At 72.0% G+C, this 23,699-nt stretch carries 22 protein-coding genes; 10 read left to right on the top strand and 12 right to left on the bottom strand.

What is annotated here, in order from left to right; genetic code table 11:
• Positions 1–105 precede the first annotated feature (105 nt).
• Positions 106–672 (top strand): dihydrofolate reductase family protein, encoded by a 567-nt coding sequence (locus ACYVOO_RS28950; RefSeq protein WP_461018655.1) that lies wholly within the window; start codon positions 106–108, stop codon positions 670–672.
• A 124-nt stretch (positions 673–796) separates the two neighbouring features.
• Here the strand turns inward: ACYVOO_RS28950 and ACYVOO_RS28945 are convergent, their stop codons facing one another.
• Complete coding sequence (locus ACYVOO_RS28945) at positions 797–1,375, bottom strand: TetR/AcrR family transcriptional regulator (protein ID WP_461018654.1); 579 nt, start codon at positions 1,373–1,375, stop codon at positions 797–799.
• An 88-nt stretch (positions 1,376–1,463) separates the two neighbouring features.
• Between ACYVOO_RS28945 and ACYVOO_RS28940 the strand changes: the two genes are divergently transcribed.
• A complete protein-coding gene (locus tag ACYVOO_RS28940) occupies positions 1,464–2,345 on the top strand; it encodes an SDR family oxidoreductase (RefSeq protein ID WP_461018653.1) in 882 nt (293 codons plus the stop codon).
• Between the two features lie 315 nt (positions 2,346–2,660).
• Here the strand turns inward: ACYVOO_RS28940 and ACYVOO_RS28935 are convergent, their stop codons facing one another.
• Positions 2,661–3,176 (bottom strand): lytic polysaccharide monooxygenase auxiliary activity family 9 protein, encoded by a 516-nt coding sequence (locus ACYVOO_RS28935; protein ID WP_453347012.1) that lies wholly within the window; start codon positions 3,174–3,176, stop codon positions 2,661–2,663.
• Between the two features lie 298 nt (positions 3,177–3,474).
• Complete coding sequence (locus ACYVOO_RS28930) at positions 3,475–4,938, bottom strand: FGGY family carbohydrate kinase (RefSeq protein WP_461018652.1); 1,464 nt, start codon at positions 4,936–4,938, stop codon at positions 3,475–3,477.
• 189 nt (positions 4,939–5,127) lie between these two features.
• Between ACYVOO_RS28930 and ACYVOO_RS28925 the strand changes: the two genes are divergently transcribed.
• The 4 genes from ACYVOO_RS28925 (at position 5,128) to ACYVOO_RS28910 (ending at position 9,857) form a co-directional block, all read left to right on the top strand.
• Positions 5,128–5,781, top strand: coding sequence for a histidine phosphatase family protein (locus ACYVOO_RS28925; protein ID WP_461018651.1), 654 nt, complete (start codon positions 5,128–5,130; stop codon positions 5,779–5,781).
• Positions 5,778–6,629, top strand: coding sequence for a DeoR/GlpR family DNA-binding transcription regulator (locus ACYVOO_RS28920; RefSeq protein WP_461018650.1), 852 nt, complete (start codon positions 5,778–5,780; stop codon positions 6,627–6,629). The genes ACYVOO_RS28925 and ACYVOO_RS28920 overlap by 4 nt, the downstream gene beginning before the upstream one ends.
• A gap of 78 nt (positions 6,630–6,707) precedes the next feature.
• On the top strand, positions 6,708–8,291 hold the full coding sequence (locus ACYVOO_RS28915) for an FGGY-family carbohydrate kinase (RefSeq protein WP_461018649.1): 1,584 nt from the start codon (positions 6,708–6,710) through the stop codon (positions 8,289–8,291).
• Between the two features lie 315 nt (positions 8,292–8,606).
• Positions 8,607–9,857: an extracellular solute-binding protein gene (locus ACYVOO_RS28910; protein WP_461018648.1), complete on the top strand. Its 1,251-nt coding sequence runs from the start codon at positions 8,607–8,609 to the stop codon at positions 9,855–9,857.
• Positions 9,858–9,930: 73 nt separating this feature from the next.
• Here ACYVOO_RS28910 and ACYVOO_RS28905 read toward each other — a convergent pair whose 3' ends face one another.
• The 4 genes from ACYVOO_RS28905 to ACYVOO_RS28890 form a co-directional block, all read right to left on the bottom strand.
• The gene (locus ACYVOO_RS28905; protein WP_461018647.1) at positions 9,931–10,422 is read right to left on the bottom strand and encodes a hypothetical protein; all 492 of its coding nucleotides are present in this window, start codon (positions 10,420–10,422) and stop codon (positions 9,931–9,933) included.
• Between the two features lie 59 nt (positions 10,423–10,481).
• The gene (locus tag ACYVOO_RS28900) at positions 10,482–10,901 is read right to left on the bottom strand and encodes an ATP-binding protein (RefSeq protein WP_461018646.1); all 420 of its coding nucleotides are present in this window, start codon (positions 10,899–10,901) and stop codon (positions 10,482–10,484) included.
• Positions 10,902–11,038: 137 nt separating this feature from the next.
• Positions 11,039–12,253, bottom strand: coding sequence for a methyltransferase domain-containing protein (locus tag ACYVOO_RS28895; RefSeq protein ID WP_461018645.1), 1,215 nt, complete (start codon positions 12,251–12,253; stop codon positions 11,039–11,041).
• Positions 12,250–12,426, bottom strand: a complete 177-nt coding sequence (locus tag ACYVOO_RS28890) for a hypothetical protein (RefSeq protein WP_461018644.1) — start codon at positions 12,424–12,426, stop codon at positions 12,250–12,252. Before ACYVOO_RS28890 ends, ACYVOO_RS28895 begins: the two co-directional genes overlap by 4 nt.
• A gap of 120 nt (positions 12,427–12,546) precedes the next feature.
• On the opposite strand from ACYVOO_RS28890, the gene ACYVOO_RS28885 reads away from it, so the two are divergent.
• Complete coding sequence (locus tag ACYVOO_RS28885) at positions 12,547–13,734, top strand: helix-turn-helix domain-containing protein (protein ID WP_461018643.1); 1,188 nt, start codon at positions 12,547–12,549, stop codon at positions 13,732–13,734.
• A 66-nt stretch (positions 13,735–13,800) separates the two neighbouring features.
• Here ACYVOO_RS28885 and ACYVOO_RS28880 read toward each other — a convergent pair whose 3' ends face one another.
• Positions 13,801–14,832: an NAD-dependent epimerase/dehydratase family protein gene (locus tag ACYVOO_RS28880; RefSeq protein ID WP_461018642.1), complete on the bottom strand. Its 1,032-nt coding sequence runs from the start codon at positions 14,830–14,832 to the stop codon at positions 13,801–13,803.
• 110 nt (positions 14,833–14,942) lie between these two features.
• On the opposite strand from ACYVOO_RS28880, the gene ACYVOO_RS28875 reads away from it, so the two are divergent.
• From ACYVOO_RS28875 to ACYVOO_RS28865, 3 genes are all read left to right on the top strand, one after another.
• A complete protein-coding gene (locus ACYVOO_RS28875) occupies positions 14,943–15,809 on the top strand; it encodes a radical SAM protein (protein WP_461018641.1) in 867 nt (288 codons plus the stop codon).
• A gap of 11 nt (positions 15,810–15,820) precedes the next feature.
• Positions 15,821–17,011, top strand: coding sequence for a methyltransferase domain-containing protein (locus tag ACYVOO_RS28870; RefSeq protein ID WP_461018640.1), 1,191 nt, complete (start codon positions 15,821–15,823; stop codon positions 17,009–17,011).
• Between the two features lie 267 nt (positions 17,012–17,278).
• The gene (locus ACYVOO_RS28865; protein WP_461018639.1) at positions 17,279–18,067 is read left to right on the top strand and encodes a phosphotransferase family protein; all 789 of its coding nucleotides are present in this window, start codon (positions 17,279–17,281) and stop codon (positions 18,065–18,067) included.
• A 155-nt stretch (positions 18,068–18,222) separates the two neighbouring features.
• Here the strand turns inward: ACYVOO_RS28865 and ACYVOO_RS28860 are convergent, their stop codons facing one another.
• The 4 genes from ACYVOO_RS28860 to ACYVOO_RS28845 all read right to left on the bottom strand — a co-directional run.
• Positions 18,223–19,296 (bottom strand): chitinase, encoded by a 1,074-nt coding sequence (locus ACYVOO_RS28860; protein ID WP_461018785.1) that lies wholly within the window; start codon positions 19,294–19,296, stop codon positions 18,223–18,225.
• Between the two features lie 154 nt (positions 19,297–19,450).
• Positions 19,451–21,802 carry an Orn/Lys/Arg family decarboxylase gene (locus ACYVOO_RS28855; protein WP_461018638.1) on the bottom strand — a complete coding sequence of 784 codons (2,352 nt, stop codon included), beginning with the start codon at positions 21,800–21,802 and terminating at the stop codon, positions 19,451–19,453.
• A gap of 387 nt (positions 21,803–22,189) precedes the next feature.
• Positions 22,190–23,056, bottom strand: a complete 867-nt coding sequence (locus ACYVOO_RS28850) for a LysR family transcriptional regulator (protein ID WP_461018637.1) — start codon at positions 23,054–23,056, stop codon at positions 22,190–22,192.
• Positions 23,057–23,359: 303 nt separating this feature from the next.
• A partial coding sequence (locus tag ACYVOO_RS28845; RefSeq protein WP_461018636.1) for a carboxypeptidase-like regulatory domain-containing protein occupies positions 23,360–23,699 on the bottom strand: 340 nt, incomplete at its 5' end.

Below are 23,699 nucleotides of genomic sequence, written 5' to 3'. Positions count from 1 at the left end.
CCCGCGACCCACCGGTCCGCACTCCGTCAGCAGCCGTCCCCCACGGCCCGCACGGTGTGCGGACTCGGGGGGGGCGGCGGGAGGACTACCCCCGGTGGAGGGGACATGGGACGGGTCTTTTCCAGCATGTCGATGTCGCTCGACGGCTTCATCGCGGCACCGCACGACACCGCGGATCTGCGCGCCACGGGCGCGGTGGTGATGGGCAGACGCTCCTACGACCTGTGCCGGAGCGAGGGCGGCCGGTGCTACGGCGGCCCGCTGCGCGCCACCCCCTGCTTCGTCCTCACCCGCGAGAGCCCCGAGCCCACGACGGCCACGACGGCCACGGCATCCGAGGCGGCCGGGGCATCCGGGCCGTCCGGGGCGTGCGCGGAGTCCGGGTCCGGGTCCGGTGCCTTCACGTTCGTCACCGACGGCCTGGAGCGCGCGGTGGAGCGGGCGCGGGCGGCAGCGGGCGACGGACGCATCGGGCTGCTCGGCGGGACGGTGGTGCAGCAGTGCCTGCGCGCGGGGCTGCTGGACGAGATCCAGATCCATCTGGTGCCGGTGCTGCTCGGCGGGGGCCTCCGCCTCTTCGACCATCTGGGCACCAGGAAGGTCGAGTTGGAGCGCACCCGGGTCATCGAGTCGCCCGGCGTCAAGCATCTGCGGTTCGCGGTGGTGCGGTGAGGTGAGGTGAGGTGAGGCGCCGTGTGCCTCCGTCAGCTCGAAGCGGCGGACCAAGGGGCCGACGACCGGCTCCCGGGGTGCTCACGCCGGTCGCGGGTGACTGGGTGACTGTCCGCGGCATCGGTCAGCCCAGCGACGCCGTTGCCGCACGCAGGTCCTCCAAGGCCGCCAGCGCATGTGACGCGAGCCCTTCCGCCTCGTCACCCTGGCTTTCCGACCACTGGGCATAGCCCCGCTTGAAGGCGAGGACCCCCAGCTCGCCCGCGAGATGCGCCGTCGCGTCGGGAACACCGCGGGCGATGAGCGCCGCTGTCATGGCAGCCGCGAGACCCACGCTCTTGAGAGCGTCCCGCTCCTGAAGTTCGGTGCTGGCTGCCACCGCCGCCTTGATGCGGGGGCCGAGTTCGCGGTTCGCCGGCCCCATGGCGCCCGACGCGCGCTCAAGGCCGGCTGCCACCGCCTGAAGCGGGCTGGCACCGGCGGGCGCCTCGGTGATGCCGTCGGCGAGCAGCCTGCTGAGCGTCTCCTGACCGGCGACCAGCAGCTCGCGCTTGTCGGAGAAGTGCCGGAAGAAGGTGCTCTTGGTGACGCCCGCGCGCTCGGCGATCTGCGCCACCGTGGTGGCGTCGTACCCCTGCTCGGTGAACAGGTCGACGGCCGCGACGACGAGTCGCTGGGTCGCCCCTGGTTGCCATCTAGCCATGGGGCCAGGATAGGCGATGGGACTGTTGTCCCGTCACTGTGTAGAGTCAGTGATGGGACAACAGTCCCATCACTTTCGAGGAGGGCTCATGCACGTCTTCGTCACCGGCGGTACCGGGACCATCGGTTCCGCCGTCGTCACCGAACTGCTCGGCAACGGTCACACCGTTCTCGCGCTGGCCCGCTCGGACGGCTCCGCGCAGGTCCTCGAAAGCGCTGGCGCCAAGGTGTTGCGAGGAGATCTGGCGGACCTCGACGTCCTGCGGTCCGGCGCCGCGCAGTCCGACGGTGTGATCAGCCTGGCGTTCGGACGCGACTACGGCAGTCCGGACGCACTCGCGCAGGCCATCGCCGAGGAGAGCTCCGCTCTCACCGCGCTGGGGCAGGAACTCATCGGAAGCGACCGCCCGATCGTCACGGTCTCGGGTACGCCCTGGGTGCCGGGACGCGCCTCCACCGAGGCCGATCCGCTGCCGACCGACGGACCTGTGGGCGGTCGAGGCCGTTCGGTCACAGCGCTGCTGGATCTGGCCTCGCGCGGTCTGCGCAGCATGGCTGTCCGCATGCCCCGCACGGTCCACAACGAGGGTCAGGGCGGATTCGCCGGCCTGTTGGCCGATGCGGCGCGCCGCACCGGGGTGGCGGGCTACCCGGGCGACGGCACCCAGCGCTGGCCGGCCGTGCACGCGCTCGACGCGGCGGTCCTGTTCCGGCTGGTACTTGAGTCGGCGCCGGCCGGGACGGCCTGGCACGCCGTCGCCGACGAGGGCGACGCGGTGCGGGACATCGCCACGGTCATCGGCCGGCGACTGGGCCTGCCGGTCGAGGAGGTTCCGCAGGAGAGCTTCGGTCCGTTCGGACCGATCTTCGCCATGGACCAGCCGGCGTCCAGCGCCCGCACCCGCGATGCCCTCGGGTGGCAGCCGACCCGCCCCAGCCTCCTCAAGGACTTGGAGAACATTCAGCCCTGACGCACCCCGCCCGGCCCGCACCTCCGCCAGATGAGCCACTCCGCAGGAGACGCGGGCGAGGTGGGCGGCGCGACGCGACGCCGGGCGCCCGGGTGGTGCATCGCGGGACCGGAGGCCGACCGGTCCCGCGATGCACCACGTGACCCGTACACCCGGGGGAAGCACGCGGGGTGCGGGATCGTCGGGAGACGCGGACGGGGGGGGTGCCGCGCGTGCGGCGCACGCCGGGACGTGTGCCGCACGCGCGTCCTGCGTGGCCGTCGGCCTGCGTCCGCGCCTCCCTGGCCTTGGTTTCCCGGCCCTGGCCGGGAGACGTCAGCCGATCTGGACGTCGGTGCAGGCGTAGAACGCGTTGGAGGTGTCGGCGACGTTCCACACGGCGAGCACCTTCTGCTTGCCGCTGAGGGAACCGAAGTCGACCTGGTGCGTGACGGTCTCGCCCGGGCGCGCCCCGCCGTCGTTGAACTCCGCGACCTTCTGGCCGCCGACGTAGTACTGCCAGGTGCTGGTGGCGTGACGTGCCGTCAGCGTCCACTTGAAGGACGCCGTCTTGCCGACGGGGGTGACCTTCCAGCCCTTGCTGTCGTCGTCGAGTTCGGCGAACCGGGAGTTGCCGCCGCTACAGCTCTTCAGACCCTTGGGACCCTCGACGCTCTGCGGCTCGTACTTGATGTCCCCGCAGGGGACGACCCCCGCGGCGCACTGCGCTTGCCGGCTCGGGGGCGAGGAGACGTAGCCGTGCGCGCTGGCCGAACCGGCCGGCAGGGTCACCACGAGCACGGGAGCCAGTGCGGCTCCTACGAGCGCGGCGAGCTTTCTCTTCTTGTCCATGCCAACTCCTTCACGGTGTGAGCCGCCGGCAGGGTGGGGGGCAGCGCCGGCACCGCCGTGTCGAGCGCCCCTCGAAGGCGGCCTCGTCGAACGCGGGTCGAGCGTGGTGTGAAGCGGGGGGTGGAGAGGGTGGAGCCACGGTTCGGGTGAGGAGGGCCCGTCGGCGGTGGGGTCGGCCGCCCTCGCGCACACGCGTCGGCGGCCGGGAGCTGACGGTCCGTCTCACGCTCACCGATTGGTCTAGACTTTACAGCTTGTCGGACCACGGTCAAGGGGACGGCGGCCCCCGGATCCCCCGTCAGCCCGTCGGCGCCTCCCAGCGCGGACGGCTCCGCTCCACCTCCCCGAGGTAGGCGGCGTACCCCCGCTCGTACAGCTCGCGCTCGCGCGGATCCGGCTCCACGACGTGGTGGGCGGCGTGCCAGCGCTCCTCGTCCACCGGGTCCCCCAGCGCCCGACGGGCCACGATGGCGGCGCCCTTGGCACCCACCTCGGTCTCCTCCGGCACCCGCACGGGGCGCCCCAGTATCCCCGCGAAGGTCCGCATCCAGCCCTCGGAACGGGTGCCGCCGCCGCACGCCGCGAGCCCGGCGGAGAGTCCCGCCGTCTCCAGGCAGTGGCGTGCCGCGTAGCCGACGCCCTCGCACACGGCGCGGACCAGGTCGGCGCGCCCGTGCGCGAGGCTGATCCCGTCGAACCGGCAGCGCGCGCCCGGCGCGACGAACGGCGCCCGCTCCCCCGCCTCCGACAGGAACGGCAGCGCGGTGACGCCCGCAGCGCCCGGCGGGCTCTGCGCGAGCAGGTCCCCGAGGTCCGCCGTGGTGGCGCCCACCGTCGTGAGCGCCCAGTCGATGCCCGCCGTGCCGACCATGGCGGGCATGGCGCGCAGCCACTTCCCGGGGTCGGGTGTGCACAGCCACATCCCGGCGGGTTCGGCGCCGGGCACGAGGTCGACGCGGTCGGTGAGCACCTGGCAGGCGAGGGTCGTGCCCACCGTCAGCAGCCCCTCGCCCAACTCGCCGACGCCGCTGCCGATGGCGCACGCGGGCAGGTCGTAGGGCCCGGCCGTCAGGGGCAGGCCCTCCGGCAGCCCGAGCAGTTCCGCTCCCTCGCGGTCCAGCGTCAGCACCGTGCCGGGCGCGGCGGGCGGGGGCAGCAGGTGGGCGAGACCGGCGAGGCCGCAGGCGTCGAGGGCCTCCGTCGCGTAGGTGCGGGTGACCGGGTCGAGGAAGGGCAGCGTGGCGTCGGACGCGTCGACGCCGACGGTGCCCGTGAGCCGCTGGGCCACGGCGTCCACGCAGTACCCGGCCACCTCCGCGCGCTCCAGCGTCTCGGGCTCGTGCGTGCGCAGCCAGGTGAGAAGGGGCGCGTGGCAGCCGGGGAACATGCCGGATCCGGTGCGCCCGTACACCGCGTCGACGGTTCCGTCGCGCTGCCAGGCGGCGACCTGCCCGGCGGCGCGCCCGTCCATCCACGAGATCGCCGGGCGCACCGCCCTGCCCGCCGCGTCCCTCAGCCACAGCCCGTCGCCCTGCCCGGTGAGCGCGAGCGCGTCGGGCACGCGCTCCAGCGGGGCTGCGGCCTCGCCGACCACCTCGGCGACGGAGCGCAGCACCTCCTCCAGGTCCTGTTCGACGATGCCGCCGGGCCCTCGGGCGAGGCGGGAGCGGCGCACGGCGGTGTGCAGGGCCCGTCCGTCGCGGTCGAAGACGACGGCCTTGGTGACGGAGGTGCCGATGTCGACGCCGATGATGGATCGCATGGAACTGCCTTTCTCCGTGCCGCTGGACCGTGTCGCCGGGTCGCCGTAGCTCGCGACTCCTCGTTTTCCACACGTTGGTTGTTATATTTATAGCGATCGACGATAAGAAGCAATGGGCAGGGGCGGTCGGCTGTGCCACCCCCGCGGCCCCGAGCCACGGAACCACAGAGACACGGAGACGAGGACGAGATGACCGCCCGGCTGCTGCTGGTACGCCATGGACAGACGGTGTGGCACGCGGAGAACCGCTACGCGGGGATCTCGGACGTGCCGCTGACGGACGAGGGCGACCGCCAGGCGCGCGCTCTCGCGGACTGGGCGGTGGGACGCGGCGTCGGCGCGCTGGCCTGCTCCCCACTGGACCGCGCACGGCGCACCGCGCTGCCCGCGGCCCGCGCGCTCGGCCTGGAGCCGCAGGTCGTGGACGGGCTGCGCGAGGTGGACTTCGGCTGGGGCGAGGGGCGCACCCTCGCCGAGATGGAGGCCGAGGACCCGGAGATCGTGCGGGCGTTCAGGGAGGACGCTGACAAGGGCGCCTTCCCCGGCTCCGAGCCGCCCGCCGCCGTCGCGGAGCGGGTGGGCGCCGCGCTGCGCGGCCTCGCGCGGGAGCACCCGGGCCGCACCGTGCTCGTCGTCGCGCACAACACCGCACTGCGCGTGGGGCTGTGCGCGCTGCTCGGCATCCCCGTCGGCCGCTACCGGCTCGTGCTGCCCCGCCTGGACAACGCGGCCGTCACCGAGATCGAGATGGACGGGGAGCGTACGGCGCTGCGCTCGCTGAACGTCCCCACCGCGCCCGGCGACCACGGCCGCGCGACGGTGCGCGAGGGGGCGGCGCGATGACGCGGGACGCCGGGGCTTCGACGGGAAGTGCCGGGGCATCCACGGGAAACGCCCGCCTCCAGGACGGCTCCCGCTCCCAGAACAGCCGCCGCCAGCTCATCGCCGAGCACGTGCTGGAGCACGGCACGGTCACCGTCACCGAGATCGCCGCGCTGACGGGCGTCAGCGTGATGACGGTGCACAGGGACCTGGACGAGCTGGCCAGGCGCGGCGTGCTGCGGCGCTTCAGGGGCGGGGTCTCGGCGCTGCCCTCCAGCGTCTTCGAGAGCAACCTCGACTACCGGCTCGGGGTGCGCGTCGCCGAGAAGGAGGCGATCGCGAGGAGCGCGGCAGGCCTGGTGGAACCCGGCATGTCCGTGCTGCTGGACGACTCGACGACGGCCCTCGCGCTGGCCGGGCTGCTGACCGCCACGGTTCCGCTGACGGTACTGACGAACGCGCGGCGCGTGGTGGACGTGTTCGCGGGACAGGAGGGGGTGCGGCTGATCGCGCTGGGCGGGGAGTACTCGCACACCCACGACTCGTATCTGGGCGTCCCCTGCGTGGAGGCCGTCGAGGCGCTCGCTGTCGACCTGGTGCTGGTGAGCACGTCGGCGATGGACGCGCGCATGACGTACCACCAGGAGCAGGACGTGGTGCTGGTCAAGCGGGCGATGCTGGGCTCGGGGGCGCGTACGGCGCTGCTCATGGACCACTCGAAGATGCCGCGCACGGCGCTGCACCGGCTGTGCCCCGTCGCGGACTTCGACCACGTGGTGGTGGACGCGCGGACGGACCCGCGGCTGGTCGCTGAGCTGCGCAAGCAGACCGACGTGCGGGTCGCGGGCGACGACGCGTCGCGGCCGTGACGACGTCACCACTCCCGTTCATCACACCTTCCGTGTGAAGTTCACACGGCACATCACAGCAGAAAAGGACCGCTCCGCATGCGTACCGCGCCATCGCAGCCCCCGTCCTCCTCGTCCCCCTCCCCCGTGCCCGTCGTCGCCGGGATCGACATCGCGACAGCGGCCGTGCGCGTGCTGTGCGCCGACGCGCGCGGGCGGGTGCTGGCCGAGGGCAGGGCCGCGCTCCCCCGGCCCGAACGCTCGGGCCAGGCAGGGCAGGGCCGCAGCGAGCAGGACGCGCGCGCCTGGTGGCCCGCCACAGCGCGGGCCCTGCGGGAGGCGACCTCGGCGCTGCCCGGGGGCGGTCGCGAGGTGGTGGCCGTGGCCGTCTCGGCGACCTCGGGCACCCTGGTGCTGGCCGGTCCCGACGGGCGCCCGCTGGGTCCCGCGCTGATGTACGACGACCGCAGGGCGGCCCCCCTCAACGCCCGCGCCCAGGAGGCCGGTTCCCGCAGGTGGGAGCGGCTCGGTCTGGCCGTCGGGCCGACGGCGGCGCTGGGCAGGGTCGGCTGGTACGCGGCGCTGGCGGGCTCGGCGGCCGACGGCGTGGCGGCCCGCGACCGCGCCCTGTTCGCGGGCGCCGCCGCAGCGCCGTACCGCGCGCTGCGGGTGCTGCACACACCGGACGTGATCGGCGCCGCGCTGACGGGCGGCCCCGTCCCCACCGACTGGAGCCACGCGCTCAAGACCGGCTACGACCCGCTCGCGCGGGAGTGGCCCGACGAGGTGCTGGCCGCGCTCGGCATCCCCGTCGAGTGGCTGCCCGAGGTGCGGCCCCCCGGCACGGAAGCGGGCACCGTGTGCGCGTCGGCGGCTGCCGAGACCGGGCTGCCCGAGGGGTGCGCGGTGCGGCTGGGCATGACGGACGGCTGCGCGGGCCAGCTCGCCACGGGCGCGGTGCGTCCGGGCCAGTTCGTGGGGGTGCTGGGCACGACGTACGTGCTCAAGGGCGTCACCCGCGAGCTGCTCACCGACCCCTCCGGCGCCCTCTACAGCCACCGTCACCCCGACGGCTGGTGGCTGCCGGGCGGCGCCTCCAGCACGGGCGGCGAGGCGCTGGCCGACATACCGGCGCGACGTATGCCGGGCCTGGACGCGGCGGCGGCCGGGCGCGGTCCCGCCTCCTGTGTGCGCTATCCGCTGCGCAGGGAGGGAGAGCGCTTCCCCTTCGTCAGCGGCGAGGCACGCGGCTTCACCCTCGGCACCCCCGCCGACGAGGCCGACGCGCACCGCGCGGCCCTGGAGGGCGTCGCCTTCCTGGAGCGGCTGGCCGTGGAGCGGGTACGAGAGCTGGGCGTGCCGGTCGAGGGGCCGCTGCACGCGGCGGGCGGCGGCAGCCGCAGCGCGCTGTGGAACCGGATCAGGGCGACCGCGCTCGGGCTGCCGCTGCGGGTCGCCGAGCGCGCGGAGACCGCGTTCGGCGCCGCGCTCCTCGCGGCCACCGGCACCCTGCACCCCTCGCTGACGGAGGCGGCCGACACGATGACCGGCGGGGACGGGGACGGTGGCGGGAACGGTGACGGGGGTGGGCTGGTGGAGCCGGTGGCGGCGGAGCGGGAGGCGCTGGAGGAGTCGTACGGGCGGTTCGTGAAGGAGCTGGCGGACCGCGGGTGGCTGGGGTGACGGGACGGGGGTGACGGGACGGGGGTGACGGGACGGGGGTGACGGGCGCGGGTGCCCGGGTGCGGCGTCGGCCCGTACCCGTTATCCGTGAGACCGAAGCGGTATCCGTACCGTGCTGGACCGGGCGCCCTACGGCGCGGCACACTCCAGCCGCGGCGCCGGGACCGGGCGCTTTGGTGCGTCGGCCCGCCGCGGAGCGGAGGCGGTACGAGCGTGCGGCGGCGGCGGTACAGGGATGGGCACACGCGTCGGAGCGACGACCTGCATACGGATCGGCGTACGAGCCGACGCCGGGGCCGGCGCCTGGGGTGTGCCGTGACCGGACTGGTGGTCGTCCTGACGGCGGCGCTGTCGGCATGCGGCACCGGCCCCCTCAAGAAGGAGGTCACCCTGAAACTGGTGGCCGCCGAGCACGGCGACCGCTTCGGCAACAGCTCCAAGCGGTACTGGGACCAGCTCGCGAGCCGCTACTCGCTGAAGCACCCCGGTGTCACCGTCGACGTGGACGTCTACGCCTGGGACGAGGTCGACGAGAAGGTCGCCTCCCTCGTCAGGTCCGGCAACGCGCCCGACGTGGCGCAGATCGGCGGCTCCTTCGCCGGGTACGCGCGCGGCGAGAAGCTCTACAGCGCCGACGAGGTACTCTCCACGCCGACCCAGGCCGCGTTCGTCCCGTCCATGGCACAGGCGGGCACGGTGGGCAGGGTGCAGTACGGGCTGCCGTTCGCGGCGAACACCAGGGCGCTGTTCTACAACAAGAAGCTCTTCGAGAAGGCGGGCATCAAGAAGCCGCCCAAGACGTGGGCCGAACTGCGCGAGGACGCAGCGAAGTTGAAGGACGCGGGCGTGAAGGTGCCGTACGCGCTGCCGCTGGGCACCGAGGACGCCGAGGCCGAGACCCTCAACTGGATGCTCAGCGGCGGCGGTGGCTACACGGACGACGCGGGCGGCTACACCCTCGACTCCCCCAAGAACACCGCCACCTTCACCTGGCTGCGGGACGAACTGGTGGGCAAAGGCCTCACCAACCCGGACCCGGCGGGCACCGACCGCAAGGACGCCTACGACGCCTTCACCCGCGGCGAGGTCGGCATGCTCAACGGGCACCCCACGCTGATGGAACTGGCCCTGGAGAACGGCATCGAGTCCGGCATCGCTCCCCTGCCGGGCAAGGACGGGCCGACGGAGGCCACGACGGGTGTGGCCGACTGGCTGGTGGCGTTCAAACAGCGGGCACACCGCGAAGAGGTCCGCGGCTTCCTCGACTTCGTCTACGGCGAGAAGAACGTCCTCTCCTTCGCCTCCGGCTACGACCTGCTGCCGGTGACCGTCCCCGCGTCCGAGACGATGCGCGACGAGGCGGCGCACAAGGACGTCTGGCCCTTCCTCGACCAACTGGACACGGCCGTCTTCTACCCCGTCGGCAAGGCGTCCTGGGGTCCGACCGTACGGGAGCTGAAGCTGACGGCCGGTGAGGCCGTCGCCGACGACGGCAGCCCCTCCAAGGTCCTCTCCCGCATCCAGCGCACCGCGACCGATGCGGAGGCGGCGGCGGGCGAGCCGTGACGGATCGGGCCGCGCCGGGGCCCGTCCCCCGGACCGCTGCCGACGGTTCCCCGGGGGGACGGGCGTACGGGGGTCAGCTCGGCCGCACCGTGACCAGTTGGAGTGCGCGTCCGCCGACGAGCGGTGCGGTGAGGATGACGGTGCGGCCCTCGTGGTGCAGGGCCTTGCCGATACGGGTGTGGCGGGCGTGCCACCAGTGTCGGGGCGCGAGCAGGGTGGACACGCAGTCGCGGGTCTCCCCGTCGACGGTGATGCGTTCGCCCTTCTCGCGCAGGCGCAGGGGGTGGCAGGCGTGTGCGGTCAGCAGCGTGGCCAGGTTGCCTTCCATGATCTCGATGACCTGTCCGGAGGGCAGGGGGCGCGGGTAGCTGGTGAGGAACGCGGTGCCGTGCGGGAGTTCGTACATGAGGCGCACGGCGCGGTCCTGGATGCGGCGCATGACGAAGTGGGGTGCGTGGCCGTCGAGTACGGCGACGGGGAAACCGGCGGTGGTGGCCCAGCCGTGAGGGTCGTAGAAGACATCCTCGGGGTCGGCGGGGATGAGAACGGTGTGGTCACGGGGCACAGGGCTGCTCCAGGTCAGTAGCGGGTGGTGGTGATGGCGTAGGTGCAGAGCGGCGCTCATCACCTCTGTCTCTGCGACAGCGACGAGCAGTTGACGGTGACCGGCGTACGGGAAGGACACGAGCACGAGCACCAGACCGCCTTGCGTTTCCCCCGGCGCCACCACCCCCACTGCTCGGCCAGAGCGGAGACGAGGGCGATGCCACGGCCGTTGGTGTCCTCCCACGTCGACTCGCGCAGAACGGGGCGCCCGGGCCCGGCATCCGTGACCACCAGGCACACGTCGCAAGGACCACGGCGCAGGTCCAGCGTCACGGGCGCTTCCCCGTGCTCGAGCGCGTTGCCGACCAGCTCGTCCGCCATCAGAGCGAGATCGTCGGCCAGCGAACAGAGCCCCCACTGGGCCGCGGCATCGTTGACGTACGCCCGGACCCGGGCCAGGACTTCGTCATCGCCCGGGCCGGGGGTGCCGATGTCCATGTGCCGGGATTCGACGCGAGAAGCCACCGAGTGGCCTGTGTCATCGAGATGGCCCGTGAAGCTGTTGGGAGGTTCCACGAGGGGCGGCAAAGCGATGCTCGTCCAGTTGGGAGGCGTCATGGCAGATCCGCAAGGGCTCAAGCGTCGTCATCACAGGGTGCGGTCCAGTCGTCCGAGGTGGAACACCACTGGGGTACGGGCTGGGAGGGGTCTCCGAGCCATACGCGATGTTCGCCGACGACGGTCAGCCCGAAGCATTCGATGCCGGGGCGGCCCTGCTGGATCCACCACCGATATGCGGCCTCGACCTCGTCCCACAATCGGCGCGGACCGGACTGCGCGATGTCGAACTCGTCACGGCCTGGAGCAAAATCAGCGCTGGCCCAGGAGGTGACCTCCTTGTCCCGCAGCCATAGGCGGTAGGTGCCTTCGTTGTGCGTCTCGGGCCAGACGAATACGCCAGGCAACTGCACACCGAGGGCGAACATCCGCTCCCACGGACCGATCTCGTCCGGTGACAAGCTGGTAGTGCCTTGTGTGGCATCGGCTGGCCAGTCCCGCCCCCCGAGGTATTCGCGGAGGGGGCGGGACCGTCGGCGTTGCTGGCGCAGGCGCATGAACGCGGAGGACCGGGTGAACCGTCCGTGCGCGTTGCCACTGTCCGTGACAGACAGTCGGACGATGGCCTCGGAGCCGTAGTCCGGTGCCCACGGGGCCACGATCACCGAGTCGGGCCGAGCCTGCCCGAGCCACTGCGTGGGGATGCGGGCCAGAGAACAGGTGGCGATGATGCGGTCGAACGGAGCACGTTCGGGGTGGCCGAGGCTGCCGTCGCCTGTGAGGCAGATGGGGGTCAAGCCGCGCTCACGCAGTCGTGTGCGTGCCCGGTCGGCGAGCGCCGGGTCCGTTTCCACCGTCGTGACGTTGGCCTCGCCGGTGCGGTGACACAGCAACGCGGTGTTCCATCCCTCCCCGGTGCCGATTTCCAGCACGCGCATGCCCGGCTGGAGATCGAGGTCATCAAGCATGCCGGCAACCATGGTCGGCATGCTGGACGAGCAACTGGGCACCTTGCCGGGTTCGGGGCCGGTGTGCTCGCCGTCGTCCCACTGCGTGGTCAGCGCGCGGTCGCTGTAGACAGCGTCCCACCATGCGTCAGGGTGGCTCCGGCGGTCGATGGCCGAAGCCTGCCCGGTGCCCTGGAACTTGCCGGGCCAGATCACATCCGGCACGAACCAGTGTCGCGGGACGGCCTCGAACGCGGGACGCCACCGCTTGTCGAGGGCACCGGTCGCGGTGAGCTGGGCGGCCAGCCCCTCGGGGCTGGCCGTCGTGTGTGCGTTCGCGGTCACTGGGGTGCTCCGTGCGAGATTGCTGAGGGCTGGCTGTCGGAGTGGTCGGAGTCGTCTCCTTCCCCCTGCCCTCCGCCGCCGTGATCGTTGCCCTTGTTGCTGTCGTCTTCCTTGCCCCGCAGGATCCAAGGCCGTTCGTCGCGCATGAAGGTCTCCTGTCGCGTCGACTTCAACGTTGTGTAACCAGATAACTACGGAAGCCGGGGCTGAAGTTGCACAGCTCTTGCACACCTGCGGAGCCGCCTCGACCGCAGCAACGGCATCTCGCCGCCCTGTGGGGAACACTGGCCGGTATGCACGCTGCCACTCCACCGAACGCGGTTGGCGAGAACATCTCCGAACTGCGCAAGACCAGCGAACTCACCCAGGACGCTCTCGCGCACCGGGCGAAGATCTCCAAGTCCCTGCTGTCGAAGATCGAAGTGGGCGATCGTGCCTGTACGCCCGCTGTCGCCACGAACATCGCCCAGGCCCTTGGCGTCACCACTCAGGATCTGTACGGGCAGCCGTATCCGGAGAGCAACGCCGACCCGCAGCACATCATCGATCTGCGCTCGGCAACGCGGCGCTACGCGCACCCTGCCGGAGACGCACCCGATCCGCGACAGCTCCTGGCGGACGTCAACCGGGCTGCCGCGCTGCGCGCTGACACGGCCTACAACGAACTCGCGCAGATGCTGCCCACTCTGGTGCGGCAGGCAACCGTCCATGCCCATCAGGCCGACGATCCCGCTGCCTGGCTCGTCCTCGTGGACGTGTACTCCTGTGCTTACACGATCGCCCACCGACTCGGCTATCCCGACCTGGCCGAACTCATCGTCGCCCGTCAGCAGTGGGCCGCCACCCGTACAGGGACCCCCATAGCCGAGGCGGCAGCGGCGTGGACAGAAGCAGGCACCTTCCAGTCCGCAGGTGACTACGACGGCGGTCTGGACGTCGTTCAGCGAGCCATCACCCACCTCAGGCAACTGCCCAACGACAGCACGGAGTCGATCGTCGCCGCCGGAAGCCTGCACCTGCGCGGCATCACCCTGGCTTCCCGCGCACGGGACAAGAACGAGGCGCAGGCACACATGGAGCGTGCCTACCAGCTGGCTGACCAGCTACCGGAGGGAGACCTCCTGACCCACAATCTGACGTTCGGCACGGGCAACACGGCGCTTCACGAACTCGCCGCATGGGTAGAGCTGGACGACCCAGACCGAGCCGTTTCGATGAGCACCGAACTGGAGGGGAACCCACTGCGCGGGCTACGCCCGACGAGGACGTGTCACCTGCACATCGACGCCGCCCGCGCCTACCTGCTCAAGGGGGACCGCGACGGAGCGTTGACGGCGCTCATGCGCGCCCGCGAGACCGCCCCGCAGATGGCGCGGATCCACCCCATGGCCCGCGAGGTACTGCGCGTCCTCGTCTCCCTGCACCGACGCTCGAAACCGGAACTGGCGGCGTTGGCGCGCTGGGCCGGGGTGCGTGGCTAGGGCTGGCCTCCAGCCGGTGCCCGTGCCCCGCTCGGCACATCGGCGCCACTGGCAATTGAGGAGTGATTACCAGCCCAGCGCCGCCAGGATCTTCGCTTCCTTCTCCTCGCTGATTCCCTGCTCCGCCCATCGGGGGTGATCGACCGGTGTTCCTCCCTGCCGCATCCAGGACCAGGTCGCGGCGACCGTCTCGGCCAGTGGCCGGCACACCAGTCCGGCCCGCTGCGCGGCCGTGGACGCGACCGCCCACACTCCCGCGTGGGTGCGCCACAGCGGGAGTTCCGTCCACTGCTGCACGTCGTGCTCGGTGAGCAGTTCATGAGGCGCCCACACCAGTCGGCCGGTGCTGTCGGTCACCTCCATGCAGGCGTTGAGGAGGCCGCCCATCGTCTCGCGCCCGATCGGGGCTGTGACGTTGTACGCGCCTCCTGCCGTGGCGGCGGCTTGGTCGAGGGCGAAGTCGGCGACGTCGCGTACGTCGACGGGCTGGATGCTCGCCTCCGGGCTCCCCGGGGCGAGTACCCGGCCGCCGCGCGAAGCGCGGAGCAGCCACCAGGGCAGACGCCCGATGTACTCGCGGGGGCCGAGGATGACGCCGGGCCGCAGGATGACGCTGTGCTCGGCACCGAAGGTGGACAGCACCGCGCGCTCGGCTCCCGCTTTCTGCCGCCCGTAGTACCAGTCAGGACCGTCCCAGCCCTCGGGCAGCCGCCCGAAGTCCTCATCGGCGGTCGGCGGCGCGTCGAGCAGCTCGGACTCCTCGGTCAATGGCTCGTCGGGCCACCCGCGGTAGGCGTTGACCGTGGAGACGTAGACGTACCGGGCGGCCGTGCCGTGCAGCGCCCGCGCACTGGCCAGCACCGTCTTCGGCGGGAAGTCGGCGGACGAGGTGTCCAGCACGGCGTCCCACGGGCCGTGCGTGGCCAGTCGCGCCAGGTCGACCTGGTCCGTACGGTCCCCGCGGACCACGTGCGCCCCAGGGACGTCCTCCCCCGACTTCCCTCTGCTGAACGTCGTGGTGTGCCAGCCGCGGCTGACTGCCTCGCCAGCAACAGCCCGGCCCAGGAACCAGCTTCCGCCAAGAACGAGTACGCGCATGCCCCCGATACTGCCCCCTGCCGTGCGCAGGTCGCCACCCAGGCACCCCGGACTGGAGGTCCGAGCATGACCACTCACCCGATCACCCACGAAGGACAGGACACCTTCCGATGATGACCACTACGGAGGCCCCCACCACACTGCGGTTCCTGTCCCTGGAGATCACCGCCCGGTGCCAGCTCACCTGCCCCTCCCACTGCTACGCCCAGGCCGGACCGACACGCGGCCACGGCAGCATGACCGCCGACGACTGGCACCGGATCATCGACGAGGCAGCAGAACTGGGCGTGCGGAAGGTGCAGTTGATTGGTGGGGAACCCACCCTGCACCCGGACTTCACCGGACTCGTCGAGCACGCGCTGAGGGTCGGCCTCCGCGTGCGCGTCTACTCCAACTTGTACCGGCTGCGGGACGAGCACTGGCGGCTCTTCACCCACCCGCAAGTGAGCCTGGCGACGTCGTACTACAGCGACGACGCCGACGAGCATGACGGGATCACCCGCCGCCGCGGCTCCCACGCGGCGACGCGCGGCAACATCATCGAGGCCGTACGCCGTGGCGTGGAGGTGACGGTGGGCATCGTCGACATGGGCGGCGGCCAACGCGCGCGGCGGGCCCGCGCCGAGATGCGGGCCCTCGGCGTCGAGGTGCACGTCGACCGGGTCCGTGCCGTCGGCAACGCCGCGGGCGCCGAGGTGCCCTCCGCAGCATCGTTGTGCGGGCGGTGCGGGGACGGGAAGGCCGCGATCCTCCCCGACGGGCGGGTCGCGCCGTGCGAGATCGGGCGGTTCCTGACCGCGGGCAGCGTCAAGGGAGGCGTCAGCTTGGCGTCGGTACTGGCCAGTGACCGGTGGGCGGATATGGCCGCGAGCATCCCGCACCGGGCCGGTGCGGCACCGTGTCCTCCGGACTGCAACCCCTCCCACAGCGACTCGTGCGCGCCGGACAAGAACACCACCTGCCCTCCCGCCAGTTGAAAGGGAACCACGTGGACTGGAAAACACACGCCGCCCGCCTGGCCGACGAGGTGGTGGTCAGGGCCGAGTCGCGCTGGTACCGGCCGCTGGCCGCCACCCCGCGACATCTGTTCGTCCCCCGGTGGTGGGAAAGGACCACCAGCGGCGACACCCACGTGTGGCAGCTGCGCAATGGCCCCCACGACGCCGACAACACCGACGGCACCGACGCGTGGCTGCGGTCGGTGTACGCCGATACCACCCTGGTCACCCGCGTCGGGCCGCATCACGCCGACCACGCCCAAGAGGGCCGGACGCTCACCCGCGGCAGAGACCTGCGGCCCGCCTCTTCCTCCACCCTGCCGTCGCTGATGACGACCATGTACCGGCACGCCTTCCTCACCGACGACACGCGGGTTTTGATCACCTGCGGCACCGGCTACGGCACGGCGCTGGCCTGCGCCCGCCTCGGCGATCAGCAGGTCACCAGCGTGGACGTGGACCCGTACCTCGTCCAGGCTGCACGGGAACGGCTGGCGTCGATCGGCTACCACCCCAGGACCGAGGTCCGCGATCTGACCGGTGACCTGCCCGAGGGCGCCTATGACCGCATCATCGCTACCGTGTCCGTACGCCCCGTACCCGTCTCCTGGCTCACGGCGCTCGCGCCGGGCGGCAGGCTGGTGACCACGCTCGCCGGGACGGGGCTGATCGTGGTGGCGGACAAGACCGAGGACGGTGGAGCCGTCGGACGCGTCGCCCCGGACGCCGCGTCCTTCATGACCGCGCGGCACGGCGACGACTACGTCGACACCTTCCCCGAGAACGCCGAGGTGTGGGAGACCGCGCAGCACGCCGAGGGCGAGAGCATCACCACCAGCCGGTATCCGCTGACATATGTGCCGGACACCTGGGACCTGCGCTCCACGCTCGAAATTCTCGTACCCGGCATCGACCACCGTCGCGAAGAAGGCCCCGATGGAAAACGCACCGTCTACATGCTCCACGCGGACGGCTCCTGGGCCCGCGCCACCGCCACCGGAGTCTACGACTCACCCACCGTGCACCAGGGCGGCCCCCGACGGCTGTGGGACGAGCTGGACCGCGTCCGGAGCTGGCTCGCCATCGACGGCGACCTTCCGGTGCGCGGCGCCCGCGTCCGCATCCGCCCCGACGGAACCGTGCGCCTGGAGCGCAGCGGCTGGAGCGCCACCATCGAGTGACCTCGTACTGGAGGCCCCCGTGGCCACTCACCCGATCGCCAACAAGGATCAGGCACTGATCCAGACCGGAACTGTCCAGCACCGCTATCCTCGGGGCATGGCAACTGCCGAGAGGAAGCCTCCGCCCGGCCCGAAAACCCCTACGCCTCCCGGACGCCCGCCCGGCCCGGTCACACCGGACAAGAACCCTCCGTTCCCGCCGAAGCCACCCAAGTAGCCAGCGTCATGCCTCCCGGCCGCATCCCCTGGGTTCAACTGCCTTGCGCAGTGCGTGAGACTGCCGCCCGGCATCTGCCGGGCGATGGCACGTACACCGCCGTCGACGCCCTGGGCGGCGGTGCCTCGGCCGTGGCCGCCGTGCTCTCCACCGGCACCAGCACCGTCTTCGTGAAGGGGATGCCCCACGGCCACCATGACGAGGCCGAGGCCGATGGGCTTGACCTGGAATACGAGGTCAACGCGCAGCTGCCCGGCTGCTGCCCACGCGTGCTGTGGCGCGTGACAGTGGCCGGATGGACACTGCTCGGCTTCGAGGCCGTCGAGGGAGGCGAGCACGCCGAGTTCGCCCCCGGTTCCCCGGATCTCGAACCCATCGTCCAGGCGCTCACCACGATCTCCGGCATCCCCGCACCGTCCCTGCCGCTGCTGAGCGCCTGGGAGCGCTGGGGCTACTACTGCTCCGAGGCCGACGCGCCTCTCCTGCACGGCGACTCCCTGCTGCACACCGACCTCGCCGCCACGAACATCCTTATCTCCCAGGACGGCCGCGCCCACGTGATCGACTGGTCGTGGGCCGCCCAGGGCGCCTCTTGGATCGACCCGGCCCTGTGGGCCATCCGCCTCATCTCCGACGGCGGCCACACTCCCGCCGAGGCCGCCCACTGGGCACGGAAGGTACCCGCCTTCCGCGCGGCCGCCCCCGGGGCTGTCGCCGTGCTCAGTCAGGCCGAGGCAGCCCGCTGGGCCGACCTGTACGCCGACGGCACTCCTGGCATCGAGGGCGTCACCCGGGCCTCCCGCCTCTGGGCTGAACACTGGGGCACACGCAGCGCCTGAGTTCCCCGGAAGCCCGCCTGATGCACGCGGACGGCTCCTGGGCCCGAGCTACCGCCACCTGACACCAGGACTCACGCACCGTGCACCAGTGCGGCTCCCGACGGTTGGTCATCCCTGCCGGAAAGCGCGCATCCAGGTCTGCGCGCCGTGGCGCGTCAACGGCGCTGGAGCGCCTTCACGTTGTCGCCGAACGTCCAGTTCTTGGAGCCGTCCCAGTTCAGCGACCAGGTCATCAGGCCCTTGAGGCCGCCGTTGTAGTGGTTCCACGCCTGTGCGACGAGGCTCGGCGACATGTAGCCGCCACCGGCGCCGGGCTGTGCCGGGAGGCCCGGGACCTGTTTGTCATAGGGGACCTTGATGGTGGTGCCCTGCACGACCAGGCCCTTGTTGAGGCAGTCCGTCTGCGCGGTGAAGCCCTGCACCGTACCGGCCGAGTAGGAGTCGCCGGAGCAGCCGTACATGCTGCCGTTGTAGTACTGCATGTTGAGCCACCACAGGCGCCCGTTGTCCGCGTACTTCTTGATGATCGGCAGGTAGGCGCCCCAGATGGAGCCGTAGACCACGCTGCCGCCCGTCACATAGGCCGTCTCGGGGGCCATCGTCAGGCCGAATCCGGCGGGCATGCGGGCGAGCACACCGTCGATGATGCGGATGAGGTTGGACTGCGAGGCCGACAGTGTGTTGATGTTGCCGCTGCCGACGAGGCCGGTCTCGATGTCGATGTCGATGCCGTCGAAGTTGTACTTCTTCAGGATCGGCACCACGGTCTCGACGAACCTGTCGGCCACGGTGGCAGAGCTGAGGTCGATACCTGCCGTCGCACCGCCGATGGACATCAGGATGGTGGCGCCGTCCGCCTTGGCCTGGCACATCTCGGCCGGGGTCGCGACCTTGACCGTCGCGTCCATGCCGTCCTCCCACAGCACCGTGCCGTCCGAACGGATCACGGGGAAGGCCGCGTTGAGGACGTTGTAGCCGTGCGCGCGGATGCGGGAGTCGGTGATGGGGGTCCAGCCGAAGGGTGGGTGGACCCCGTTCGACGCGCCGTCCCAGTTCTCCCAGTAGCCCTGGAGCACCTTGCCCGAGGGCTTCGGCTTCTGGGCGCAGGTCTCGGCACTCGGCGCGCTCGCTGTGTCTGACGCGTCCGACGCGCCGGAAGGGCCGGAAGGGCCCGAAGCGCCCGAAGCGCTCGGCGCCGCACCGAGCAGCAGTTGCGCGGCGAAGGCCATCGCCACCCCGGCCCCCAGAAGACGTGCAGTCCGACCCGACACGCTGTGCTCCCTTCCCGCCCGTACGGCGAGGAGTGGATCCGGAGACCCGAAGGCGCACCCGGAGACGCGGGTGCCGCGATGCGCCGCACAGTAGAAAGGTCCAGACCTCTCGTCAAGAGGTCTGGACCGGATATGGAGCGCTCGCCTCCCCCGCCGCCTCCCCCTCCGCCTCCCCCTCCGCCTCCCCCGTCGCCTCCTCCTCCCTTGAGGAGCCGTCGCGGCGGTGTCGCAGACAGTCGAGCACGTAGTCGCCCGTCGCGGCCTCGCGGCGCAGCCCGTGGATCTCCGTCGGAAAGCCGGGGAACTCCTTGTCGAACTCCTGGAGTCCGGTGAGATGGCGCAGAAGCGGACCCTCAGCGCCGCCGAGCCGTTCACCGGGCATGAGGACGGGGATGCCGGGCGGCGTGACCGCCACCGTCGTGGCGGCGACGCGCCCGGCCGCCCGCACGAGCGGTACGGGTTCGGCGCCGTCCCGCAGCAGCTTCCGGTACGTCTCGGCCGGGGTCAGTGCCGCCTCGGGCAGTGCCATGAACGCCTGGGCCAGCAGGTCCGCGTGGTCGCACGCGTCCAGGAAGCCGTGCATCCGGTCGCACAGTCCGCGCAGCGTCAGCCCGTCGTACTGTCGCGGGTGGGCCGCGACGATGCCGGGGAGCACCTGGCCCAACGGGGCGCCACCGTCGTACAGCGCCTTGAAGTCCGCCAGCGCTTCGAGCAGGGCGACCCACTTCTCCCGCGTCGAGCCCGGCGAGAAGAGCACAAGGACGGTGTGGCCACCCGTCTTCTCGACGACGATGCCCCGCGTCTCCAGATAGGCGCTCAGGACACGCGCCGGGACACCACACTCGGCCCGGTTGCCCCACGCGTCCACACCAGGACAGGTGAGCGTGACCTTGAGCGGGTCCAGCATGCAGTAGCCGTCCGGAAGCCCGGGGAAGCCATGCCAGTCCTGATCTGCCGTCAGGTACCAGCAGCGCGGATCGGAGAGCAGGAGCCGCACGGGCGCCTCCTCGAAGAGAAAGGTCTCGCCCGTGTCCGGATCGGTGACGTCCTCGGGCTGCCACACACCGAAGAACCAGTTCTCTTCCCCGCTGGGTGCGGTGTGCCGTACCGCTTTCGCGGTGTGCGCCACGGCCTGCCGGAAGGCGATGGCCTCGGCGAGAGCTTCCTCGATGACGGGGCTGGGGCCTGGCTGGTCCACCATGGCCGTCGCCACGTCGAGCGAGGCGAGCATCGGGTACGACGGCGAGGTGCTGGCGTGCATCATGTACGTCTCGTCCAGCGCCCGCGTCCTTACGGGCGCGCGGGGCGCCGAGCGCACATGCAGCATGGCCCCCTGGGAGAGCGCGGCGAGCATCTTGTGCGTGGACTGGGTCGCGAAGACCGTGGGCCGCTCGGGGCCCGGCAGCGAACGGCCGGTCACCGCCATGCCGTACCGCCCGTCGTAGAGGGGGTGGAAGCGCGCGTAGCCGAACCAGGCTTCGTCGAAATGCACGCGTGGCGCCGACTTCGACAGCAGGTCCGCGACGCGCACGGCGTCGTAACACAGGCCGTCGTAGGTCGAGTTGGTCACGACGGCCAGTGCCACGTCCCCGCCCGACGGCCCGTCGAGCGGCCCGTCGGGCGGGAGCAGACGGGAGGGCGGTACGGGGCCGATGATGCCGTAGCCGTTCCTGCTGGGCACCAGATACGTGGGCCGGGCACCGCTGAGCACCAGCGCGTGCAGCACGGCCTTGTGGCAGTTGCGGTCCACGAGGACGCGATCACCCGGCAGCGCGCTGTAGTGGCCGACGATCCGGTCGGCCGTCGAGGTGCCGTTCAGCACGAAGTACGTGCGGTCGGCGCCGAAGACACGTGCCGCGTTGCGCTCGGCCTCCCCGATGACGCCCGTGTGCTCCAGCAGCGAGCCGAGTGCGCCGACGGAGACCGAGAGATCCGTACGGAACACCGCGTGTCCGTAGAAGTCGAGGAAGTCCGCTCCCACAGCCGACTTCCGAAAGGCGGTGCCGCCGCTGTGCGCCGGTGAGTGCCACGAGTGCGCGCGCTGCTCGTCGAAGGCCCGCAGCGCGTCGAAGAACGGGGGGCGGGAAGGGCCGGGAGCCGCTGAGGAACCGAGGAGACGGGCGCCCTCGGCCAGCGGCGCGTCATCGCGTCCTTCGCCGGGTGCGCCACCGTGGGCGCGGACGTCTCGACGCCCGTGCCGGGGCCCGCGAGGGTGCGGCGGACGCGGACGCGGATGCGGATGCGCCTGGAGGTGTGGCTGGACGTGCGGGGACCGGCATGGCCGCGGGGGCGAGGGGGACGGCTGCGCATCGTGAGTGCGGGAGACGCGGGGAGGCCCCGCATGCCAGCGGACGGCGACGCCCTCGCGCGCGAGGGCCGAGCTGACCGCCAGGAGGCAACGAGCCGCGGCAGAACCCTCCTCGGGCACTGAGGGAAGGGCGAAGCGGAGCGTGACGGGGCGCATGTGATCTCCCTGTGCGGAGGGTGACGTGGGAGGGCCGCGGGTGCACACGGTGTGCAGAGGGGCGCAGGGTGCGTGGCACCCGCCGGACGGCCGGTCGGGCGGGCCGGGTGGCGCTGCGGCACCGGTCCAGGAGCAGCCGCGCCGCGCGACACGTCCGGCGCGTGGACCATGCCTCCACCCTGCCCCGGCCGCCAGCGCCTCGACAACGGTGCCCTCACTCACACGGCCGGGGCGCGCGGAGTCACACCCGCCCCGACAGCACGCCCCGGCACAGTCCCGTACTCCGGCATCATCACCGCCCCGTCGGGCACCGCCCGCGCACTCCACCAGGAACGACCGCACCACCCTGCCCCGCAAGGCCCCGGCACACCCGCGAGCCCCACCCGCTCAGCCGCTCCGCGCGCCGTACGCGTCCAGCGCGATCCGGACGAACGAGCGGACCAGCGGGCGGTCGTCGCCCTCGTTCCACGCCACCCGCACCCGGCTCGGCGGCATGCCGGCCAGCGGCACCACCACGAGCCCGTCCCCCGGCTCATGGCCCAGCAGCGTCATGCCGACGGTGCCGTTCCAGGCGACGGCCTGTCTGCACTCCTGGACGGTGCGCACCACCGGGCCCTCGCGCGCTTCTCCCCCGTTCCAGTACGCCTGCCAGAGCGGGTCGGTGTCGCGCGGGAAGCGGAACCAGCGTCGCCCGGCGAGGTCGGCCAGGCTCAGGCTGTCGCGGCGGGCCAGCGGGTCGTCGGCGCGCAGCAGCGCGCCCACCGGATCGGCGCGCGGCTCGCGCACCGTCAGCCCTGTGGTGTCGAACGGCCCGCGGGTCAGGGCGACATCGACGGTTCCGGCGTGCAGTCCGCAGGTGGGATCGGTCAGACCGGCCTCGCGGATGCGGACCTCGACGCGCGGGTGACGGCGGCGGTAGGCGGCGGCCAGCCTCGTCGCGGCGGGGTCGGCGCTGTCCCCGAGGATGCCGACGGTGACGGTCCCGGCCCCGGCCCCGCCCGCCTCGGCCACCCGTACGCGCGCCCGCTCGGCCCGCTCCAACAGGCCGCGCGCCTCGTCGAGCAGCACCGTCCCCGCCGGGGTGAGCGCGACGCCCGCTGAGGTCCGGTGGAACAGCGCGGCGCCGACCTCCGCCTCCAGTCGCTTGATCGCCCGGCTCAGCGGCGGCTGACTCATGTGCAGCCTGACGGCGGCCCTGCCGAAGTGGAGTTCCTCGGCGACGGCGACGAAGTAGCGCAGCGCGCGTAGCTCCATGCTGCGACGATACCCGTACGGTATCGACGCCCTGGAACAGGTCTTGGACGGTCACGGCGCCCCGGCGGTGCAATCGGAACATGGCCGACGCACCTCAACAGCACGCACCGCAGCACAGCACGGTTCAGGACAGGGACCCCGCCGTATCGGTGGTGGGCCCGGACGACGGCGAGCATCGGCACGATGCGCCGATACGCCACCGATCCCGCCACCGGCTTCGCCCCTCGGCGGGAGGGATGACACCGCCCCCGTGTCCGGCGGACACGGGGGCGGGCCGGGGGTGGGCACGAGTGTGCTGGCTGGCTACTCGTCGGGGTGGTGCAGCTCGATGTCGTAGCCGTCCACGCCGGACCCGTCGACGTTCAACGCGTTGGCGACCGGCGGGTAGCCGGAGGCGATGACCGAGTAGTCGCCGGAGTCCAGGTCGGTGAAGGCGTATGCGCCGTCCTCACCGGTGGTGGAGGTGGCCACGACGTTGCCCGCCGCGTCCACCAGGGTCACCCGTGCGTCGGGCAGCGGCCTGCGGTCGGCCCCGGCGCGTACCGTGCCCTGGACCCGGGAGCCCGCGGCCAGGTCGATCTCGATGCGGGTGATGCCCTGTCCGTCGACCTCGACGGGGCGGGCGGTGGGGCGGAAGCCGGGT

It is taken from the genome of Streptomyces daliensis (assembly GCF_054782395.1).
This window is presented reverse-complemented; position numbering and strand designations above follow the sequence as displayed.

What these genes read in the sequence shown, in the direction of transcription:
- ACYVOO_RS28950 (WP_461018655.1), top strand. Translation starts at nt 106, where the DNA reads ATGGGACGGGTCTTTTCCAGCATGTCGATGTCGCTCGACGGCTTCATC.
- ACYVOO_RS28945 (WP_461018654.1), bottom strand. Translation starts at nt 1,375, where the DNA reads ATGGCTAGATGGCAACCAGGGGCGACCCAGCGACTCGTCGTCGCGGCC.
- ACYVOO_RS28940 (WP_461018653.1), top strand. Translation starts at nt 1,464, where the DNA reads ATGCACGTCTTCGTCACCGGCGGTACCGGGACCATCGGTTCCGCCGTC.
- ACYVOO_RS28935 (WP_453347012.1), bottom strand. Translation starts at nt 3,176, where the DNA reads ATGGACAAGAAGAGAAAGCTCGCCGCGCTCGTAGGAGCCGCACTGGCT.
- ACYVOO_RS28930 (WP_461018652.1), bottom strand. Translation starts at nt 4,938, where the DNA reads ATGCGATCCATCATCGGCGTCGACATCGGCACCTCCGTCACCAAGGCC.
- ACYVOO_RS28925 (WP_461018651.1), top strand. Translation starts at nt 5,128, where the DNA reads ATGACCGCCCGGCTGCTGCTGGTACGCCATGGACAGACGGTGTGGCAC.
- ACYVOO_RS28920 (WP_461018650.1), top strand. Translation starts at nt 5,778, where the DNA reads ATGACGCGGGACGCCGGGGCTTCGACGGGAAGTGCCGGGGCATCCACG.
- ACYVOO_RS28915 (WP_461018649.1), top strand. Translation starts at nt 6,708, where the DNA reads ATGCGTACCGCGCCATCGCAGCCCCCGTCCTCCTCGTCCCCCTCCCCC.
- ACYVOO_RS28900 (WP_461018646.1), bottom strand. Translation starts at nt 10,901, where the DNA reads ATGGACATCGGCACCCCCGGCCCGGGCGATGACGAAGTCCTGGCCCGG.
- ACYVOO_RS28885 (WP_461018643.1), top strand. Translation starts at nt 12,547, where the DNA reads ATGCACGCTGCCACTCCACCGAACGCGGTTGGCGAGAACATCTCCGAA.
- ACYVOO_RS28880 (WP_461018642.1), bottom strand. Translation starts at nt 14,832, where the DNA reads ATGCGCGTACTCGTTCTTGGCGGAAGCTGGTTCCTGGGCCGGGCTGTT.
- ACYVOO_RS28875 (WP_461018641.1), top strand. Translation starts at nt 14,943, where the DNA reads ATGATGACCACTACGGAGGCCCCCACCACACTGCGGTTCCTGTCCCTG.
- ACYVOO_RS28860 (WP_461018785.1), bottom strand. Translation starts at nt 19,296, where the DNA reads ATGGCCTTCGCCGCGCAACTGCTGCTCGGTGCGGCGCCGAGCGCTTCG.
- ACYVOO_RS28855 (WP_461018638.1), bottom strand. Translation starts at nt 21,802, where the DNA reads ATGCGCCCCGTCACGCTCCGCTTCGCCCTTCCCTCAGTGCCCGAGGAG.
- ACYVOO_RS28850 (WP_461018637.1), bottom strand. Translation starts at nt 23,056, where the DNA reads ATGGAGCTACGCGCGCTGCGCTACTTCGTCGCCGTCGCCGAGGAACTC.